Source organism: Nitrosovibrio tenuis (genome assembly GCF_900109785.1).
Taxonomy (GTDB): Bacteria; Pseudomonadota; Gammaproteobacteria; order Burkholderiales; family Nitrosomonadaceae; genus Nitrosospira; species Nitrosospira tenuis_A.
In genome coordinates this window covers 168,323-187,604 of the sequence record NZ_FOBH01000005.1, presented here as the reverse complement: position 1 = coordinate 187,604, position 19,282 = coordinate 168,323, and the positions used below count along the sequence as shown (strand labels likewise).

17 protein-coding genes are annotated in these 19,282 nt (G+C 54.6%); all 17 read left to right on the top strand.

Translation table 11 applies throughout. The features are described 5' to 3' along the window. Positions 1-466: 466 nt before the first annotated feature. The 17 genes from BMX00_RS08690 to BMX00_RS08600 all read left to right on the top strand — a co-directional run bounded on the left by BMX00_RS08690 (position 467) and on the right by BMX00_RS08600 (position 19,241). Positions 467-1,609 (top strand): MFS transporter, encoded by a 1,143-nt coding sequence (locus BMX00_RS08690; protein ID WP_090828666.1) that lies wholly within the window; start codon positions 467-469, stop codon positions 1,607-1,609. A gap of 91 nt (positions 1,610-1,700) precedes the next feature. Beyond that, positions 1,701-3,119, top strand: coding sequence for a 3-isopropylmalate dehydratase large subunit (gene leuC, locus BMX00_RS08685; RefSeq protein ID WP_090828624.1), 1,419 nt, complete (start codon positions 1,701-1,703; stop codon positions 3,117-3,119). A gap of 64 nt (positions 3,120-3,183) precedes the next feature. Continuing rightward, positions 3,184-3,291 (top strand): entericidin A/B family lipoprotein, encoded by a 108-nt coding sequence (locus BMX00_RS08680; RefSeq protein WP_425433884.1) that lies wholly within the window; start codon positions 3,184-3,186, stop codon positions 3,289-3,291. A 3-nt stretch (positions 3,292-3,294) separates the two neighbouring features. Next, a complete protein-coding gene (leuD, locus tag BMX00_RS08675; RefSeq protein WP_090828623.1) occupies positions 3,295-3,933 on the top strand; it encodes a 3-isopropylmalate dehydratase small subunit in 639 nt (212 codons plus the stop codon). A gap of 27 nt (positions 3,934-3,960) precedes the next feature. Continuing rightward, positions 3,961-5,022 carry a 3-isopropylmalate dehydrogenase gene (gene leuB / locus BMX00_RS08670; RefSeq protein WP_090828622.1) on the top strand — a complete coding sequence of 354 codons (1,062 nt, stop codon included), beginning with the start codon at positions 3,961-3,963 and terminating at the stop codon, positions 5,020-5,022. A 21-nt stretch (positions 5,023-5,043) separates the two neighbouring features. Continuing rightward, positions 5,044-6,162 carry an aspartate-semialdehyde dehydrogenase gene (gene asd, locus BMX00_RS08665; RefSeq protein ID WP_090828621.1) on the top strand — a complete coding sequence of 373 codons (1,119 nt, stop codon included), beginning with the start codon at positions 5,044-5,046 and terminating at the stop codon, positions 6,160-6,162. 249 nt (positions 6,163-6,411) lie between these two features. After that, a complete protein-coding gene (locus tag BMX00_RS08660; protein ID WP_090828620.1) occupies positions 6,412-8,403 on the top strand; it encodes a motility hub landmark protein FimV in 1,992 nt (663 codons plus the stop codon). Between the two features lie 419 nt (positions 8,404-8,822). Continuing rightward, complete coding sequence (gene truA, locus BMX00_RS08650; protein WP_090828618.1) at positions 8,823-9,659, top strand: tRNA pseudouridine(38-40) synthase TruA; 837 nt, start codon at positions 8,823-8,825, stop codon at positions 9,657-9,659. A 78-nt stretch (positions 9,660-9,737) separates the two neighbouring features. After that, positions 9,738-10,364, top strand: coding sequence for a phosphoribosylanthranilate isomerase (locus tag BMX00_RS08645; protein ID WP_090828617.1), 627 nt, complete (start codon positions 9,738-9,740; stop codon positions 10,362-10,364). Further along, complete coding sequence (gene trpB / locus BMX00_RS08640; RefSeq protein WP_090828616.1) at positions 10,351-11,547, top strand: tryptophan synthase subunit beta; 1,197 nt, start codon at positions 10,351-10,353, stop codon at positions 11,545-11,547. Before BMX00_RS08645 ends, trpB begins: the two co-directional genes overlap by 14 nt. 15 nt (positions 11,548-11,562) lie before the next feature. Further along, complete coding sequence (gene trpA, locus BMX00_RS08635; protein ID WP_090828615.1) at positions 11,563-12,375, top strand: tryptophan synthase subunit alpha; 813 nt, start codon at positions 11,563-11,565, stop codon at positions 12,373-12,375. A 302-nt stretch (positions 12,376-12,677) separates the two neighbouring features. Next, positions 12,678-13,544 (top strand): acetyl-CoA carboxylase, carboxyltransferase subunit beta, encoded by an 867-nt coding sequence (gene accD, locus BMX00_RS08625; protein WP_090828613.1) that lies wholly within the window; start codon positions 12,678-12,680, stop codon positions 13,542-13,544. 135 nt (positions 13,545-13,679) lie between these two features. Further along, entirely contained in the window at positions 13,680-15,038 is a 1,359-nt protein-coding gene (gene folC / locus BMX00_RS08620) for a bifunctional tetrahydrofolate synthase/dihydrofolate synthase (protein ID WP_090828612.1), read from the top strand. Further along, entirely contained in the window at positions 15,022-15,696 is a 675-nt protein-coding gene (locus BMX00_RS08615) for an SPOR domain-containing protein (RefSeq protein WP_090828611.1), read from the top strand. Before folC ends, BMX00_RS08615 begins: the two co-directional genes overlap by 17 nt. A 51-nt stretch (positions 15,697-15,747) precedes the next feature. Further along, positions 15,748-16,269, top strand: coding sequence for a CvpA family protein (locus tag BMX00_RS08610; RefSeq protein ID WP_090828610.1), 522 nt, complete (start codon positions 15,748-15,750; stop codon positions 16,267-16,269). A gap of 114 nt (positions 16,270-16,383) precedes the next feature. After that, positions 16,384-17,904: an amidophosphoribosyltransferase gene (purF, locus tag BMX00_RS08605; RefSeq protein WP_090828609.1), complete on the top strand. Its 1,521-nt coding sequence runs from the start codon at positions 16,384-16,386 to the stop codon at positions 17,902-17,904. A 155-nt stretch (positions 17,905-18,059) separates the two neighbouring features. Then, positions 18,060-19,241, top strand: a complete 1,182-nt coding sequence (locus BMX00_RS08600; RefSeq protein ID WP_090828608.1) for an O-succinylhomoserine sulfhydrylase — start codon at positions 18,060-18,062, stop codon at positions 19,239-19,241. Positions 19,242-19,282: the final 41 nt, after the last annotated feature.

Below are 19,282 nucleotides of genomic sequence, written 5' to 3'. Positions count from 1 at the left end.
GAGCAGTGGCCTAAACCGGTTTTTTGCTTTTTCCCCATCTCTTGTTGAAGGCCGTTACCTCCATCCAGGCGGGTTCTATGGTTGGTGCGCGCCTTGGTCGATCGCTGGTTTGCACCTGGGCAGTCATGGTTCAAAGTCGACGCAGATGATGGAAATATATACGTGCTTCGATATGACGGGGAGAGCGGCAATTGGGAAATTGCTGCGCACCATTCCGGGATGATTCGCTAAATCGCATTTCCACTTCCGGAATTCTCCATCATATTCCGGCCCCCATAACAGAAGTTACCGCCCTTTCGGCAGACCGGTCAGGGCTAGGTGGAACTCTTCGCGCGGTGGCGAAGCAGATTCCTCCTGAACTTACGCCCTAGGCGGTTTTGCCGCCAGAATGTGCCAAACCAGAGCCATTAATTGATAGTGGCAACGTTTATCTGCTTCTCTCCCCTTGCCTGTTAAAATCGGGCAAATGCATCCCATTCCTTACTGGCGCCTTTCGGGCTTTTATTTCTTCCATTTCGCTTTTATCGGCGCTTTTGCTCCTTACTGGAGCCTGTATTTGAAATCCCTTTCCTTTAGTGCCTTCCAGATTGGCGTGCTGATGTCTCTTTTGCATGTGACCCGCATTTTTGCTCCGGCTGCGTGGGGCTGGCTAGCCGATCATATTGGCAAACGGGTGGTAATCGTGCAAGCGGCCGCGGTCACGGGTTTAATAAGCTATTGCGGAGTATTTTTGGGCGAGTCGTTCGCCTGGTTGTTCGTAGTCATGCTGCTGATGAGTTTTTTCTGGAGCGCATCATTGCCGCTCATTGAAGCCACCACGCTATCTTATCTTGGCGCAAGCACGGCAAGATATGGACGTATCCGGGTTTGGGGTTCGGTGGGGTTTATTTGTGCGGTAACCGGCATCGGCTATATGCTGGATTTCATGGATATCGCTTCACTGTTGTGGGCTGTGCTCGGATTCAAGCTGGGCATAGTCATCTTTTCGCGCCAGATTCCTGAAGCTGTGGTTATGGTTCACCCAGCCGATACTCTGCCTGTCCGGCAAATTTTTAAGCGCCCGGAGGTACTGGCATTCTTTGCGGCCTGCATGCTGATGGCGCTCGCCCACGGGCCATATTACACTTTTTATTCCATTTATCTGGTGGAGCACGGTTATAGCAAGAGTATTATTGGCTGGCTATGGGCCATAGGCGTTATATGTGAAATCGGCGTGTTTTTCCTGATGCCGCAGCTCATGCACCGCTTCCGCCTCAAGCAGGTGATGGCTTTCAGTTTTGGTTGCGCGATAGTTCGTTTTCTGATGATAGGTTGGGGCGTGGAATGGCCGTCCGTAGTGCTGGCGGCGCAAATCCTTCACGCTGCGACATATGGCGCGCATCATGCGACCGCCATGCTGCTGATCCATCATTACTTCCGCGGCCGCAACCAGGCGAAAGGACAGGCACTATACACCAGCCTTACATTCGGCCTTGGCGGTACGCTGGGGGGACTGTTCAGCGGTTATGGCTGGGAGCGGCTGGGGCCGGGCCTCACGTTTACCATGAGCGCCGCGGCCGTTTTGCTCGGTCTGGTATTGGTAGCGTGGAAGATGGATGCTGATCATTAAAGCGAAAGCACGGTAGGCTATTGATATTTATTTGTTTCTTGATGCATTGTTATGGGATAATTTAACATCAATCCGCAATAATTCCTCCAATATGCAGACCTTATACGACAAACTCTGGCAAAGCCATGTGGTTTACGAAGAGTCCGATAACCAGGGTAAGCAGGATGGCACAGCGCTGCTCTATATCGACCGCCACCTGGTGCATGAAGTCACCAGTCCGCAAGCCTTTGAAGGGCTGAAGCTGGCCGGACGCAGGCCATGGCGGCGCAATTCCATTCTTGCTGTGGCTGACCATAATGTGCCGACCACCGGACGCAGCCATGGTATCAGCGATCCCATATCACGTGTTCAGGTGGAAACGCTCGACCAGAATTGCGAGGAACTGGACATTACCGAGTTCAGGATGAACGACATTCGCCAAGGTATCGTCCATGTGATTGGGCCGGAGCAGGGTGCTACGCTGCCGGGTATGACAGTAGTATGCGGTGATTCGCATACCAGCACGCATGGTGCGTTCGGCTGTCTGGCTTTTGGCATAGGTACTTCGGAAGTCGAACACGTGCTGGCCACGCAATGCCTGCTGACGAAAAAAGCGAAAGCCATGCAGATTGTAGTCGAAGGCGAACTTGGCCATGGCGTTACGGCCAAGGACATCGCGCTCGCCATTGTTGGCGAGATCGGTACCGCAGGAGGTACGGGCTACGCTGTCGAATTCGCGGGAAGCGCCATCCGTGCGCTTTCCATGGAAGGGCGGATGACGCTATGCAATATGGCTATCGAGGCGGGCGCCCGTGCCGGGATGATAGCGGTGGACGATACCACGATTGAATATATCCGCGGGAGGCCTTTCGCGCCTGTAGGCGATCTATGGGAAAAGGCCATTGCCTATTGGCGCACACTGAAAAGTGATGAGGGTGCGCGCTTTGACAGGGTGGTGACATTGGCTGCAGCACAAATCAAGCCGCAGGTAACGTGGGGAACATCCCCCGAAATGGTAACAACCATTGACGGTAAGGTGCCTGACCCGTCCCGGATCGACGATATCGTGAAACGCCACGACATGGAGCATGCGCTAAAATATATGGGCCTTGCGCCCAATACCCCCATCAGCGAAATTCGCCCGGACAAGATATTCATTGGTTCCTGCACGAATTCCCGCATAGAGGACTTGCGCGCTGCGGCGAAGGTGGTCAGAGGCCGGCATATTGCTGCGAACATTAAACTTGCCATGGTCGTGCCGGGTTCCGGCCTGGTCAAGCAACAGGCGGAACAGGAAGGACTCGACAAGATATTTCTCGACGCGGGATTCGAATGGCGTGAGCCTGGGTGCTCGATGTGCCTTGCGATGAACGATGACCGGCTTGCACCGGGCGAACGTTGTGCTTCGACTTCCAACCGCAACTTCGAAGGCCGGCAGGGCCCAGGGGGGCGAACTCATCTGGTGAGTCCGGCAATGGCCGCGGCTGCCGCGGTGGCGGGTCATTTTGTGGATGTGCGAGAAATAAACTAAAATTAAGGCGTTAGGCGGTTTTATTTTATTAAAAGAGGAGGTTGCTATGAAAATGTTATCCGCAATGATCGCGTTGATCGCTGTTTTCCAGCTGTCCGCGTGTAATACTGTGGGTGGGATGGGGAAAGATATCCAGAAGGGTGGACAGGCGATTGAGAAATCGTCGAAGTAGCTAGTGAAAAAATTTTTTTCCTGTGAAGGGTTGGTGGCGCCATTGGATCGTGCCAATGTCGATACCGATGCCATCATTCCCAAACAATTTCTGAAATCCATCAAACGATCCGGTTTCGGCCAGAATCTCTTTGATGAGTGGCGTTATCTCGATCACGGCGAGCCAGGAATGGATTCGTCCCAGCGTAAGCCCAACCCGGATTTCATACTCAACATGCCGCGTTATAGCGGTGCCGAGATATTGCTTGCGCGCGCAAATTTCGGCTGCGGTTCGAGCCGCGAACATGCGCCTTGGGCTCTTCAGGATTACGGCTTTCAGGTGATCATCGCACCCAGCTTTGCCGACATTTTTTTTAACAACTGTTTCAAGATCGGTTTGCTTCCGATTGCGCTCGATGCAGACACCGTGGATCAACTGTTCCATGAAATCGAAGCGACACAAGGCTATCGTTTGGCGGTCAATTTGCGGGATCAGTCGGTGACGACTCCCAGCGGTAAACTTTTCCAGTTCGATATCGATTCTTTCCGCAAACACAGCCTGTTGAATGGTCTGGATGAGATCGGCCTGACTTTGCAACATTCGGACAAGATCAGAGCGTTCGAGGAGAAATATCGAGCTGCACAGCCGTGGCTATTTACGTGAAAGGCGCTTATCCAGGAAGATGATTTAATGAAGATTGCAGTCTTGGCCGGGGACGGTATCGGCCCGGAAATCATTGCTCAAGCCGTGCGCGTACTGGAAGCATTGAGGAGCGACGGGTTAAAAATTGAACTGGAATGGGGTCTGCTGGGCGGTTGTGCGGTAGAAGCCGCCGGCGAGCCATTTCCCGAGGCGACACGCAAGCTTGCCACCGATGCCGACGCTGTGATTCTGGGCGCAGTGGGCGGGCCGCAGTACGACGCCCTGCCGCGTCCGCTACGGCCGGAAAGAGGGTTGCTCGGCATACGCAAGGCCTTGAACCTTTTTGCCAATCTTCGCCCGGCGCTGCTCTACCCCGAGCTTGCCAATGCCTCCACGCTGAAACCCGAGATCGTCGCGGGGCTCGACATTCTGATTGTGAGAGAGTTGACCGGGGATATTTATTTTGGGGAACCACGCGGCATCGAGCAGCGCGAGGGCCAGCGCGTCGGCTTCAACACCATGGTATACAGCGAGGCGGAGATAGACAGAATTGCCCGGGTGGCCTTTGGAGCGGCGCGTAGACGCAATCGCAGGCTTTGCTCGGTTGATAAAATGAATGTGCTGGAATGCACCCAGTTATGGCGCGACGTAGTGACGGAGACCGCCGAGGAATATCCGGACGTCGAGCTCTCGCACATGCTGGTGGATAATGCCGCGATGCAGTTGATACGCGATCCCAGGCAATTCGATGTTATGGTGACGGGCAACATGTTTGGCGATATCCTATCGGATGAAGCGTCCATGTTGACCGGCTCGATCGGGATGTTGCCTTCGGCGTCACTCGATGAGAATAACAAGGGGTTATATGAACCGATACACGGTTCGGCCCCTGATATTGCCGGAAAGAACGTGGCCAACCCCCTGGCAACGATATTATCGGCGGCGATGATGTTGCGCTATACCTTTGATCTGGAATCTGCAGCCGCACGCATTGAAGGTGCCGTAAAAAAAGTTCTGGCAGAGGGTTACCGCACGGCGGATATTTATGAACCAGGAATGAAGAAGCTTGGCACCGCGGAGATGGGCGGCGCGGTTCTGGCTAATCTCTAAGATCTCAAGTAGGGGCGATCAATGAAGCGAGTAGGATTTATTGGCTGGCGCGGCATGGTAGGCTCGGTCCTCATGCAAAGAATGCGGGAAGAAAATGACTTCGCATTGGTTGAGCCTGTATTTTTCACAACGTCGCAGAAGGGTGGTAAAAGTCCGGACATAGGGAAAGGGAAGGAAACGCCACCGCTCAAGGATGCGTACAACATAGACGAGCTCAAGGCTATGGATATCCTCATATCCTGCCAGGGCGGCGACTATACCAGTGAGGTTTTCAGCAAGCTGCGCCAGGCGGGCTGGCAAGGATATTGGATCGATGCAGCTTCCACATTGCGCATGGGTCAGGACGCTGTCATTATACTTGATCCGGTCAATATGCCGGTCATCAAGCAGGCTTTGCATGATGACGTAAAAAATTACATCGGTGGGAATTGCACCGTGAGCCTGATGCTTATGGCGGTGGGCGGATTGTTCGAAGCAGACATGGTGGAATGGATGAGCGCCATGACTTATCAGGCGGCTTCCGGCGCTGGCGCGCAGAACATGCGGGAATTACTGCTGCAGATGGGTGAAGCCCATCGCGTGGCGAAAGACCTGCTGGATGACCCCGCTTCAGGCATCCTTGACATTGACCGTGAAGTGGCCGGAACCCTGCGTAACGTTGCTTTCCCAACCGAGAACTTCGGCGTTCCGCTGGCGGGCAGTCTCATACCCTGGATAGACAGGGATCTTGGCAACGGACAGACTCGGGAGGAGTGGAAGGGTCAGTCCGAGACAAATAAAATCCTCGGGCGTACCGATCAGGTGGTTCCTGTTGACGGCATCTGTGTACGTGTCGGCGCAATGCGCTGCCATAGTCAGGCACTCACCATCAAGCTCAAGCAGGATGTACCATTGGATGAGATCGAGGATATTCTGGCTGCTTCCAACAGTTGGGTGCGGGTGATTCCCAATCAGCGCGAAAGCACCTTGAAGGAGTTGACCCCGGCTGCTGTAACGGGGAACTTGACTATACCGGTGGGGCGTATGCGCAAGCTTGCCATGGGAGGGGAATACCTTTCAGCCTTCACGGTGGGGGATCAGCTATTGTGGGGTGCGGCGGAACCGCTACGCCGGATGCTGCGGATTTTGGTGGAAGCTTGAGATCGGGAAGCCGCGGAGTTGGTCTTTTTTCTGAAAGAGCTTGAATCATATTCGATAAGGTCTTGGTGGGCCGAGTAGCATGGGGCTGATATTCTGCACTTCAGGTCCTTATTGCCGCGACGAGCGAGGCATTCATTGTACACATTGGGTGCGATGCGTTTATTGTTGGTGATCCCTTACAAGTGAAATTTCAGCGGATTTTGAATCCGGCCCATCCTATTTACATATGGATTTCTTTAGAGCCATGCCATGTTAAAGCGTACTAAAGCATATTTGCTTTTCATTGCGCTTGTCGTTGCGTTCACGGCGCCACTGGCAGCCACCGCGGCGGGGCTGGGCAGGCTGACCGTCATGTCCGCTCCGGGGCAACCGTTCAAGGCTGAAATCGAACTGGTTGCGGTAAAAAAAGAGGAGAAACTCTTTTTAAGCGCGCGTCTGGCGCCGCAAGAAACGTTCCGCCAGGCAAACGTTGATTTTTTACCCATTCTTTCCACGTTCAAAGCAACCGTCGAAACCCGTTTCGACGGGTTGCCCTATGTCAAGATCGTTTCCCCGCAGGCCATTGCCGAACCCTTGCTGAATATGTTGGTCGAGTTGAATTGGTCGTCGGGACGATTGTTGCGTGAATATACTGTTGTCCTTGCTCATCCGGAAAATGATGCATCCCCGCTTGGGAAGCCGGTAACGCAGGCCAGTTCTACCGGTTCGGCCAAGGGTGAGCCGGCTACCGAGAAAACTCACGAGAAAACTCATGAGAAAACTCACTCATCCATCAAGCATGAGGAGAAAACGCCGGTAGCAGCGGAATCGGCGGCGTCGGCCGGCAAAACCAATAGCATCCATGGCCCGGTAAAGCAGGGCGATACGTTAGGTGGGATAGCAAGCAACATTGTTCTGCCTGCCGGAGCAAGTTTTAATCAGGTGCTGGTTGCCCTGCACCACGCAAACCCTGACGCTTTCATCGATAATAATATGCACCAGCTTAAGGCGGGGCCAATTTTAAGGATACCGAACAGTAGTGAAATCAATGCGATAAGCCCAGCGGAAGCCAACAAGGAAGTACAAGCGCAGACTATGGATTGGAACCGGCGGAGGCTCCCCGCGGCAATAGGGACGGTGGAAGAACTGAAACAAACCGTTACCGGAAAAATCGATCGGACCGTTGAGGCAGATAGCATTGCGGCCGGGGAGCCCGCCGGGGAGGTTTTAAGGCTTTCCAAGGGTGCAGAGCCGTTGAATGGCGATAAGGACGCGAGCAATATGGGCGCGAACCCGGGCGAAAAGCGGCTCGAGCAACCAGGCGTTCAGGATCGGCTTCATGCAATGGAAGAGGATGTCATAGCGAAGAACAGAGCGCTTCGTGAAGCCAATGAGCGAATCGCGCTGCTTGAGAAAAATATAAAGGAATTGCAACAACTGCTCGAGTTGAAAAATCTGGCCTTGGCGGAGATGCAGAAACGGGTGGAAACCGTCCCGGCGAGTACCGCAACGGTATCCATTCCACCGGCGGCCGTTTCGCCTCAGTCTGAGTCGAGCCCAGAAGCAGCCGTGATAGTGCAGCCGCTAACCCAGCCAACAGAACCGCTCTCATCCTCTGAAACTAAAACAGATGAGCCGGAACACGCTGCGCCACATCAGGTAACTGCGCAGGTGACGGCAGATGAGCCTGTTGAAATAGCTAAACCTGTACAATCGGCAAAACTAACCCATGAGCAGACCCCTGGAGCAGATATGGGAACGCGCACACGCGGCAAAGGTACAATCATCGATGACCTTGTGGCCAATTTTGAATATCTGGGGGGTGCGCTTGTTCTTCTGATTACAGGTATAGTCGGGGTATCGATGGTGCGGGGGCCGAAGTCGTCAGTGTTTGGTTCCGATGAGGATGTGATCTCCAGCGCGTCCGACTCTCAGCCGCATGATAAAGTTCAGGACCTGCCCATGAGCTCGGGCGCGAATACCACCGAGCTGGCTCGGGAGGCGCACCCAGCTCCCCTCGCTGAACGCGAACTGGCTGACATTACTCTGAGCATTGGGGCCGCGCAACCAGCGGAAGACGTAAAAGAGGAGTTTGAGCAAAGGAATACCCATTGGCATGAAATCGTTAACAAAATAGATCTTGCCAGAGCTTATCAGGAAATGGGCGATAAGGATGCTGCAAGGCAGATTCTTCGCGAAGTCATCCAGGAAGGTGATGTCAGGCAGCAGGAAAGCGCGAGGCTGATGCTCGCAAAACTGTGAGCGCTTCCTCGGATCATCAGTCAGATGATTTCATTTTTTAGCGATTGCACCGCGGATCGCAATGGGCGCCCCAAAGCGTCGCCCGAGGGGTCGACAAGCGAGGATCGGGCAGCGGAGGGGATGGCAGACCGCATATACTGGAGCGCCTGCATCCTGCTACGGGGTCGCATCTTCCTTCGGAAGACACTGCTCTGCCCTTCGCGGTCGCGCCCCAAAGCGTCGCCCGAGGGGTCGCCAAGCGAGGATCGGGCAGCGGAGGGGATGGCAGTTCGCATATACTGGGGCGCCTGCATCCCGCTACGGGGTCGCATCTTCCTTCGGAAGACACTGCTCTGCCCTTCGCGGTCGCTCGGTTCCGCGGGTTCCCTCTTGAAAATTTCTGAAAGTTTCTCAGCAATTACCATGAATGCGCCTGTGCTGTGAGGGTTGCGTTGGCATTGGAGTACGATGGCAGCGGTTTCTGCGGCTGGCAAAGCCAGCGTTCAGGCGGCTCGGTGCAGGATGCGTTGGAGGCCGCATTATCCAAAATCGCGGATGGCGACATCCGCGTCGTGACGGCGGGACGAACCGATGCCGGGGTCCACGCGGTGTATCAGGTCGTGCATTTTGACACTCAGGCGCAGCGGCCCGAGACAGCCTGGGTGCGCGGGGTCAATGCGCTGTTGCCTGACAGTATCGCAGTTCGGTGGGCCTCGCGAATGCCGGATGACTTTCATGCGCGCTATTGCGCCATTGAACGCCGCTATCTTTATCTGCTGTTGAACAGTTCGGTGCGCCCTGGTCTTTACCATCACAAGATGGGTTGGTTTCACCAGGCGCTTGATCTTGCATCCATGCAGGCCGCCGCTCGCCTGCTCCTGGGCGAGCACGACTTCAGCGCGTTTCGGGCCGCCGAGTGCCAAGCCAAATCCCCCATACGCACTCTGACGAAGATCGATATTACCCGCCAAGATGACGTTATCGCATTCGAACTCCGAGCCAACGCATTCCTGCATCACATGGTGCGCAATATTCTGGGGTGCCTCATTTATGTGGGCAAGCGCAAATATCCCCCGGAATGGATACGCGAAGTGCTGACAGGCCGTCGACGCAGCGATGCTGCGCCCACGTTTCCTGCAGCCGGACTATACCTCGCAGGGGTCAGCTATGATGACAAGTGGAAACTTCCCCGTTTTGCCGAGCCGCCGCTTGCGGCAGTATTGTCCGCGACCGGCAGGCTGAGCTGGGCGCAGGATTCTCCCAACGAGCGCACATGAGGGATCAACAGTAATGTTATTCCGGACGTATCGGAAATACGTCCAATGATAGGATAAGCATCGATAAAGATCGACTCTATGGCTATTCGAATTAAAATTTGCGGTATTACACGTGGTGAGGACGCACTGACAGCAGTGCGCCACGGCGCCAACGCCATCGGTTTCGTGTTCTGGAGGCAAAGCGCACGCTATATCACCCCGGCAAAAGCTCAGGAAATTATCGCTGCGCTACCGCCATTCGTTACCGCAGTGGGTGTTTATGTCGATCCCGATGCGGAGTGGGTAAAGGAAACTTCATCAGTTGCGGGACTCCATTTGCTGCAATTCCACGGCAATGAGTCTCCGGATTTTTGCGGTCAATTTTTCCTGCCTTATATAAAGGCAGTGCGCGTCAGGACTGGGGTAGATTTGATACAATACGCGACCCGCTATGGCGGAGCCAGAGGATTGCTGCTGGATACCTATGTTGAAGGTGAGCCGGGCGGTACCGGTAATGTTTTTGACTGGAATCTGATCCCTCGGAATCTACCGCTTCCGCTGATTCTTTCCGGGGGGTTGCAGCCTGATAATGTTATGGAGGCAATCAGGCGGATCCGACCGTGGGCAGTAGATGTATCCAGCGGTGTGGAAACAGCCAAAGGCATCAAAGACACGGAGAAGATTGCCGCTTTCATGCGAGGAGTTCGAGCCAGTGAAAATTTATGATCTTCCCGACAGCCAGGGGCACTTCGGTCCCTATGGCGGCGTGTTCGTCGCTGAAACGCTGATTGCAGCGCTGGAAGATCTGCGCGTACAGTACGAGCGCTATCGCAACGACGCCGATTTTCTGGCGGAATTCGCCTATGAATTGAAGCATTATGTGGGACGGCCCAGCCCCATCTATCATGCCAAAAGATGGTCGGAGCATCTGGGAGGCGCGCAGATTTTGCTGAAACGGGAAGATCTGAATCATACCGGCGCGCACAAGATCAATAATGCCATCGGCCAGGCGCTCTTGGCTCGGCGCATGGGTAAATCGCGCATCATTGCCGAGACTGGAGCGGGTCAGCATGGCGTCGCCAGTGCCACGGTGGCTGCGCGCTATGGCATGCAATGCGTCGTCTATATGGGTTCCACGGATGTCCAACGCCAGGCTGCCAACGTGTACCGGATGAAGTTGCTGGGCGCAACGGTGGTTCCGGTCGAATCGGGTTCCAGGACGTTGAAAGATGCGTTGAACGAGGCCATGCGCGACTGGGTGACCAACGTCGAGGATACCTTCTATATCATTGGCACGGTGGCGGGACCGCATCCTTATCCGATGATGGTGCGGGATTTCCAGGCAATCATCGGACGCGAATCCATCCTGCAGATGCAGGAAGAGTACGGCCGGCAGCCGGATGTGCTGATCGCTTGCGTCGGGGGCGGATCGAATGCCATTGGCTTGTTTTACCCCTACATCGACAGCGACATTCGCATGGTAGGTGTAGAGGCGGCAGGGCTTGGAATCGAAAGCGGTCAGCACGCCGCTACCCTGACTAGCGGAAAACCCGGAGTATTGCATGGTAACCGCACCTATCTGATCCAGGATGAAAACGGACAGATTGTCGAGACCCACTCCATTTCAGCCGGTCTGGATTATCCTGGGGTGGGCCCCGAACATGCCTGGCTCAAAGACAGCAATCGCGCTGAATATGTCGGGATAACGGATGCCGAGGCGTTGGAAGCGTTCCATAGCCTGTGCCATTATGAGGGTATCATACCTGCTCTGGAATCCAGTCACGCGCTGGCGTATGCCGCCCGGCTCGCACCCACGCTCAGCCGCAATAAGCTCCTGCTGGTAAATCTTTCCGGGCGCGGCGACAAGGATATGGCCACCGTGGCGCAGGCCTCCGGTATCACTTTTTGATATAAAACGCTTTCCATGTCCCGTATTACAACCGTATTCGACAAGCTTCGCCAACAAAAACGGAAAGCTCTGATTCCTTTCATCACTGCAGGCGATCCCGAACCTGCAATGATGACTTCATTGATGCATGAGCTGGTCAAGGCGGGGGCGGACATCATAGAGCTGGGCGTTCCGTTCTCCGATCCCATGGCTGATGGGCCTTCCATACAGCGGGCTTCCGAGCGGGCTTTGAAGCACCACGTGTGCTTGAAGGATGTGCTGACCATGGTGGAAGACTTCAGAAAAAACAATCAGAGCACCCCGGTCGTACTGATGGGGTATGCGAATCCAATAGAGGCGATGGGCTATGAGACATTCGCCGCAAGAGCAAAAGAATGCGGCGTAGATGGCGTATTGACGGTGGATTATCCGCCGGAAGAATCCGCAGAATGGGTAAAGTATCTCAGGCGTCATAAAATCGACGCTATTTTTCTTCTCTCGCCGACTACCCCGCAAGCGCGCATCGCGCACGTGGCGCAACTGGCACAAGGTTATGTTTATTATGTGTCATTGAAGGGCGTGACCGGTTCCCTCAATCTTGACCTGCGCGATGTCGCAAACAAATTGGCCCAGTTGCGTTCACATATTTCCATCCCTATTGGCGTCGGTTTTGGTATACGCGATAGAACCACAGCCAAGGCAGTGGCGGAACTCGCGGATGCTGTGGTCGTAGGGAGTCGCATCGTCGAGGAAATAGAGAAATCCGCAAAAACGGAAGTCCTGTCAAATGTATACCGATTGGTGAAAAGCCTGCGGACCGCTGTCGACGAAGCGGGCCCTGCACATTAGCCGGTATATTTCACCAAACCGGCTTGAAATTGCGGAAGTGGTATGAACAACGAGATCTGGTCAACAGGGTTGAAATGCAATGGACGCTCTCGGGCCTTCATGGGTGCTGACGGGTATTTTACGGCATCTTTGCGCCCCCGCTTCGCGCGAATAGGCTCGTCTATTAGCTTAACGCGGGATACCCAAAAGCTGTTTCCGAAGTATCTTGCCATGATCCCGCCAGCCGTTGAAATATCCGGGCTAGCGGGTGAAAGTGCTATTTTCGGTCTTCCACTGAATCGCTGTCATTACCGCGCAAGCTTATGAGCTGGTTTCAGAAACTCCTCCCGCCAAAAATCAAGCGTAAGGAAAGCGGCGAAAAAAAAGTCGTGCCCGAGGGTTTGTGGAGCAAATGCGCCTCATGCGATGCGGTGCTGTATTACTCTGATCTCGGAAACAATCTTAATGTATGCCCCAAGTGTAACCATCACAACAGAATTTCCGCCAGGGTTCGCCTCGATCTGTTTCTGGATACCCAGGGGCGCTACGAGATCGGCCCTGAAGTGCAATCGCTTGATCCATTGAAATTCAAGGACAGCAAGCGCTATGTCGATCGGTTAGCGGAGGCAAAACGGGATACTGATGAAGATGATTCCCTGGTAGTGATGCAGGGTAGTGTCAAAACGGTCCCGCTGGTTGCGGCAGCGTTCGAATTCGGCTTCATGGGCGGATCGATGGGTTCCGTCGTAGGCGAGCGCTTCGTTCGCGGGGTACAGGTTTGCGTTGAGCAACGGCTGGCTTTTGTGTGCTTCGCAGCCAGTGGTGGCGCGCGCATGCAGGAAGGTTTGCTATCGTTAATGCAAATGGCGAAAACAACAGCTGCGCTTGCTCAATTGAGCGAGGAACGGCTTCCCTTTATTTCCGTGCTGACGGATCCCACCATGGGCGGCGTATCGGCGAGTTTTGCTTTCCTTGGCGATGTCGTCATCGCTGAGCCGGCCGCGCTGATCGGTTTCGCAGGCCCTCGGGTAATCGAACAGACGGTACGCCAAACCCTGCCGGAAGGTTTTCAGCGCTCTGAATTCCTGCTGGAACATGGGGCGATCGACATGATCGTGGATCGGAGGCGCATGCGCGATAAGATTGCAAACCTGTGCACGTTACTGATGCGTGCCCCCCCGGTATCCTGAGAATCTGCGGTACGAGAAACAGGTTGTGTTGCAGGCGCGTCGGGTTCACTCAGCCGTCCGCCGATTCCCGGTTGGTCTTATCATTTTTTATCCTCTTCATACCTTCAAACCAGGCAGCGGGGCTCAGACACCGTCATGGTCAAACCTCATTCAGAATCCCGGACGCTTTCGGATTGGTTAACTTATCTGGAAGGTCTCCATCCGACGACCATCGAGATGGGACTGGGGCGCGTGGATCGGGTCAGGGCTGAGCTAGGCCTCGTCCCGTCTTTTCCCGTTATCACGGTTGGCGGAACCAACGGTAAAGGGTCAACATGCGCCATGATGGAAGCCATTTTGAGCTGCGCCGGGTATCGTGTCGGTTGCTACACTTCACCCCATTTACTCCGTTATAACGAACGGGTGCGAGTAGCTCAGCGGGAAGCGACTGACGGCGAATTATGCAGTGCTTTCGAGGCGGTGGAAACAGCGAGGACAAGCTGTGGCGTTTCACTGACTTATTTCGAATTCGGTACGCTGGCAGCGGTACATCTCTTCACAAAGGCAGAGATAGAGATTGCCATTCTGGAGGTGGGGCTGGGCGGACGATTGGATGCAGTCAATATTTTCAATGCCGATTGCGCGGTGGTGACCAGTGTCGATTTCGACCATATGGATTATCTCGGCAACACGCGGGAGAAAATCGGATTCGAGAAAGCTGGAATTTTCAGAAAGGGGAAGATCGCAATCTGTTCGGAGCCGGATATTCCCGTGACTGTTCGTCAGTATGCGAATGAAATTGGTGCAAAACTTCTCCACATTGGCGAACACTTCGGCTACTCGACCAGCGAGGCAGGGTGGGGCTACTGGGATGAGCAAGGAAAACGCCATTCGCTTCCCTATCCTGCTCTGCGAGGAGCCTATCAGTTGCATAATGCTAGTGCCTGCCTGGCCGCACTCGATGCCGTGAAGGACAATCTGCCGGTTACCATGGGCGATATACGCCGAGGCTTACTGGAGGTTAATTGGCCCGCGCGATTTCAGGTATTACCCGGGCGGCCGGTAACCGTGCTGGATGTGGCGCATAATCCGGGCGCTGCGCGTGCGTTGGCCGATAACCTCGATCGCATGGATCGTTTTAACAGGACTTATGCAGTATTTGCCATGCTCAAAGACAAGGATATCCCTGGCGTTGCACAGGCGATGGCCAGCAAGGTCGATATATGGCTGACGGCGGGTATCGGTGCCCGTCGTGGCGCTTCGTCCAATGAAATCGTGCAGGCACTCCGTGCCGCAGGACTAGGGAAAGACGTTATGGCAGGGGAAGAGTCAATCCGCACTTTTCCGGATCCTGCCGCAGCCTATGCATATGCCTGTGAGCGAGCAACCGGAAGTGATAGAATCTGCGTTTTTGGCTCATTTCATACCGTAGCGGAAGTGTTGCGGTACCGGATACGGTTGAGCGTGGTTGAGCACGCGGCAATCAAAAAATCGAGAGATGGCAAAGACAGTTAGCGAAGAAGAAATTCAGCTCAGAAAACGCGCCAGAAGGCGTCTGGTCGGGGCCGTTACCCTGGTGGTGGCCGCGATTGTAATCCTACCGATGTTGCTGGACAGTAAACCGGAAGAGCGAAGTCAAGAGATTGACATTCGCATACCTGCGGAAGACTCTGCGGAGGAATTTGATTCCGGCGCTGTGGGTTCCAGCCAAGCGACAGATGCGGCTACCGTCGAGAAACCGCCAACCGGAGTTCGACAGGACGAGCAGGTCACTCCGGAGTCATCAGTAAAGCCGACCCCATCCATGGAACCGGCCGGCAAGCCAGCGGGGAAGAAAACGGATACGAAGCTGGCATCGGAACGGGGAAAATCCACCGCCGCTACCGCCGAGACTACTGACGCATTTGTGGTGCAGTTAGGTGCTTTTTCTAACCCGGCCAAAGCCAGACAGCAGCTGCAAAATCTGATGTCCCGGGACTCCAGTGAATATATCGATTCCAAGGGTGGCCCAGGCGCAAAGGCTTATACGGAAGCGATGAAGGTCGACAAAGGGGCAGAGAAAGGCGAAGTAACCCGCGTGCGGGTCGGCCCTTTCCGCACGCGCGAGCAAGCCGAGGAGACGCGTGAAAAGCTGAAGAAGCTCGGATTCGAGGGCGTAGTGACAGACAAATAGTACTATGATGAATGGTAGATTTCCCAACAGCCGGGCGAATCCCGCTTTGAAATGACTGCCTTCGATTATTGCGTGCTTGCCATACTCGGCATATCGATCTTGCTGAGCCTGGTGCGGGGGGTTGTACGCGAACTGGTGTCATTGGCGGGCTGGATTGTCGCGTTCATGGTAGCGAATTCATTTGCGTCTCAGTTTGCGCCAATCCTGCCATCTTTCATTGCCGGCGAATCCCTGCGTATGTTGTTTGCGTTCGCCGCGCTATTTCTCGCGACACTTGTGGCAGTGGGTCTTATTGCCATGGCGGCATCATCTTTGACCAAAACCGCTGGGCTGGGGCTTGCTGACAGGTTTTTAGGCTCATTGTTCGGGTTCATACGTGGGCTGCTGGTGGTGTTATTAATCGTCCTGACAGCGGGGCTGACCGCACTTCCGCAAGAGCCATTCTGGCGAAAAGCCGTGCTGAGCGGTCCGTTGGAAACTGCAGTAATGTTCGTAGTGCCCTGGCTGCCGCAGGATTTATCCAGGCACATCAACTTTGTAAGATTGAAGCGGAACAATGAACGACTATCGTAGAAGCGCAGCCGGCACATCTCGTCCATGTTTATTTCGTCCAATGTGGCATCGGTATTGAATTTTTTGCACCTTTTTGTGCATCGTTAATCTAAGTCATCTTTGCGGAGCGCAATCATGTGTGGAATTCTGGGCCTGGTAGCACATACTCCCGTCAACCAACTGCTATATGACGGACTGCTGGTGCTCCAGCATCGCGGACAGGATGCCGCTGGCATTGTCACCGCGGAGGGCAATACATTCCACATGCACAAGGGCGGCGGCCTGGTCCGCGACGTGTTTCGCACGCGTAATATGCGGTCTCTGGCAGGCAATATGGGTATCGGACATGTGCGGTACCCCACTTCCGGCTCCACCGAATCGCCGGCCGGGGCACAGCCGTTTTATGTCAACTCCCCATTTGGCATTGTGCTTGGGCACAACGGAAATCTTACGAATGCGACACAGCTTAATCAGGAATTGTTCCGAGAGGACTTGCGCCACGTCAATACCAGTTCGGATTCGGAAGTACTGCTCAATGTACTGGCGCACGAATTGCAGAGAAGTACAAAAAACCACCAGCTTGACCCCGCTGCCATTTTTGCCGCAGTATCAGGGGTGCATCGGCGCTGCCGGGGCGCCTACGCGGTTGTAGCGATGATCGCGGGTTACGGGTTGCTGGCTTTTCGCGACCCCTATGGCATCCGACCCCTTATTTTTGGTTCTGCCGAGACCGAGCATGGGACAGATTATCTGGTGGCGTCCGAGAGTGTCGCGCTGGATACATTAGGATTTAAGCTGATACGCGATGTTGCGCCGGGGGAGGCGGTTTTTATCGATGATGACGGTAATTTCTACAATAAACAATGCGCAGCCAATCCCTCGCATAATCCCTGCATCTTCGAATACGTCTATTTAGCGCGTCCTGATTCAGTAATGGATGGCATATCGGTATATGAAACACGGCTCAACATGGGTGAGAGCCTGGCCGATAAAATTACCGCGACCATGCGGCATCTGGATATTGACGTGGTCATTCCGATTCCTGATTCCGGCCGCCCCAGTGCCTTGCAGCTTGCCAACCGTCTTGGAGTGAGTTTCCGCGAAGGGTTCGTCAAGAACCGCTACATTGGACGTACCTTTATCATGCCGGGCCAGCAGCAGCGGCGCAAATCGGTTCGGCAAAAGCTCAATGCCATGAGTGTGGAGTTCCGGGGCAAGAACGTACTGTTGGTGGATGACTCAGTCGTGCGCGGCACCACCAGCCGGGAAATCGTGCAAATGGCGCAGGAAGCCGGCGCCCATAAGGTTTATTTCGCTTCCGCCGCGCCACCGGTAAGATTCCCCAATGTGTATGGGATCGATATGCCGACTCGCGAGGAACTCATCGCTACCGGGCGGGATGACGACGAAATTTGCCGCGAAATCGGCGCCGACTATCTCGTTTATCATGACCTCGATTCCCTTATCAACGACGTGCGGCGGCTTAATCCATCCATCACGCATTACGAGACCTCCTGTTTCGACGGCCGTTACATTACGGGAGACATTACGGCGGAATACCTGTCGGTTCTGGCGGCGCAGCGCCATGGCCGCGCATCGCTGTCGCCATCCGCTTCCAGTACGCAACTGGATTTGAATCTCGTGCGGGTAGAGTAGGGAAATGATGAGGATTTGACAAAGCCTACATAGTTTAGCAACATAAGGTATGTGCGCCGATTTGATATTCAGCTTGCGGGCGCGTTATAAATTCGGCTAAAGCGGGGAACCCGTTTTAGCAATGCTGAACGGGTTTTTTATTTGAGGAGATTTGCATGTCTGATGATTTTGAGCTCGAAACCCTGGCGCTGCACACGGGCATACACCGCAGCCAGTTCAACGAGCACTCCGAGGGTTTATACCTTACCTCGAGCTTCGTATTTGACAGCGCTGCCCAGGCCGCGGCGCGCTTTTCCGGTGCGGAGGCTGGAAATATCTATTCCCGCTTTACCAATCCCACAGTTACGGCGTTCGAGGAACGGCTTGCCGCGCTGGAAGGCGCGGAAGCTTGCGTAGCCACTTCTTCCGGGATGTCGGCGATTCTTTCCTGCGTGATGGGCTTGCTTTCCGCCGGTGATCACATTGTCGCTTCGCGCAGCTTGTTCGGCGCCACGGTAAACCTGTTCACCAACATCCTCAAGCGTTTCAATATCGAAACAACATTTGTTTCCGCTATCGATGTCAGGGTTTGGGAGTCGGCCGTGAAACCCAACACGAAACTGTTGTTTATCGAAACACCATCAAATCCCCTCACCGAGATATCGGATATCGCCGCGCTTGCGGTCGTGGCGAAAAAGGCCGGTGCGTGGCTTGCGGTCGATAACTGCTTCTGTTCTCCGGCATTGCAGCGCCCGCTTGACCTTGGCGCCGATATTGTCATTCACTCCGCCACCAAGTATCTCGAGGGTCAGGGAAGAGTTCTGGGCGGTGCAGTACTTGGAAAGCGCGATCTCTTGATGGAGCGCGGGGTGTTCGGGTTCCTACGCACCGCCGGTCCCAGTTTGAGCCCTTTCAATGCCTGGGTTATCCTCAAGGGAATGGAAACGCTGAAAATTCGTATGGACGCCCATTCGGCCAATGCCTTGCAAGTCGCGCGCTGGCTGGAAGCGCAGCCTAGCGTTGGGAGGGTTCATTACCCGGGTTTGCCATCGCATCCTCAACATGAGCTTGCCAAGCGCCAGCAGAAGACGGGTGGCGGCATTGTTTCATTCGAGTTAAAGAATGGAAGAGAGGCGGCTTGGCGAGTGGTGGATTCCGTTCGCCTGATCTCAATTACGGCCAATCTGGGCGACACCAAGAGTACACTCACTCATCCGGCTACGACCACCCATGCCCGTATCAGTCAGGAAAGCCGGGACGCAGCCGGGATCACCGAAGGTTTGCTACGCATCGCGGTGGGGCTCGAAGCGGTAAAGGATATCACAGCGGATTTGGCAAGGGGGCTCGATGCGTCATAGACCTTCGCTTTACCCGCACGTGCATTGATCAGAGAATTAGG

Bases quoted from the DNA above. Each gene is read 5' to 3' on its own strand.
- accD (WP_090828613.1), top strand. From the start codon at position 12,678: ATGAGCTGGTTTCAGAAACTCCTCCCGCCAAAAATCAAGCGTAAGGAA.
- trpA (WP_090828615.1), top strand. From the start codon at position 11,563: ATGTCCCGTATTACAACCGTATTCGACAAGCTTCGCCAACAAAAACGG.
- purF (WP_090828609.1), top strand. From the start codon at position 16,384: ATGTGTGGAATTCTGGGCCTGGTAGCACATACTCCCGTCAACCAACTG.
- asd (WP_090828621.1), top strand. From the start codon at position 5,044: ATGAAGCGAGTAGGATTTATTGGCTGGCGCGGCATGGTAGGCTCGGTC.
- BMX00_RS08690 (WP_090828666.1), top strand. From the start codon at position 467: ATGCATCCCATTCCTTACTGGCGCCTTTCGGGCTTTTATTTCTTCCAT.
- leuC (WP_090828624.1), top strand. From the start codon at position 1,701: ATGCAGACCTTATACGACAAACTCTGGCAAAGCCATGTGGTTTACGAA.
- folC (WP_090828612.1), top strand. From the start codon at position 13,680: ATGGTCAAACCTCATTCAGAATCCCGGACGCTTTCGGATTGGTTAACT.
- BMX00_RS08610 (WP_090828610.1), top strand. From the start codon at position 15,748: ATGACTGCCTTCGATTATTGCGTGCTTGCCATACTCGGCATATCGATC.
- BMX00_RS08680 (WP_425433884.1), top strand. From the start codon at position 3,184: ATGATCGCGTTGATCGCTGTTTTCCAGCTGTCCGCGTGTAATACTGTG.
- BMX00_RS08660 (WP_090828620.1), top strand. From the start codon at position 6,412: ATGTTAAAGCGTACTAAAGCATATTTGCTTTTCATTGCGCTTGTCGTT.
- BMX00_RS08615 (WP_090828611.1), top strand. From the start codon at position 15,022: ATGGCAAAGACAGTTAGCGAAGAAGAAATTCAGCTCAGAAAACGCGCC.
- leuB (WP_090828622.1), top strand. From the start codon at position 3,961: ATGAAGATTGCAGTCTTGGCCGGGGACGGTATCGGCCCGGAAATCATT.
- BMX00_RS08645 (WP_090828617.1), top strand. From the start codon at position 9,738: ATGGCTATTCGAATTAAAATTTGCGGTATTACACGTGGTGAGGACGCA.
- BMX00_RS08600 (WP_090828608.1), top strand. From the start codon at position 18,060: ATGTCTGATGATTTTGAGCTCGAAACCCTGGCGCTGCACACGGGCATA.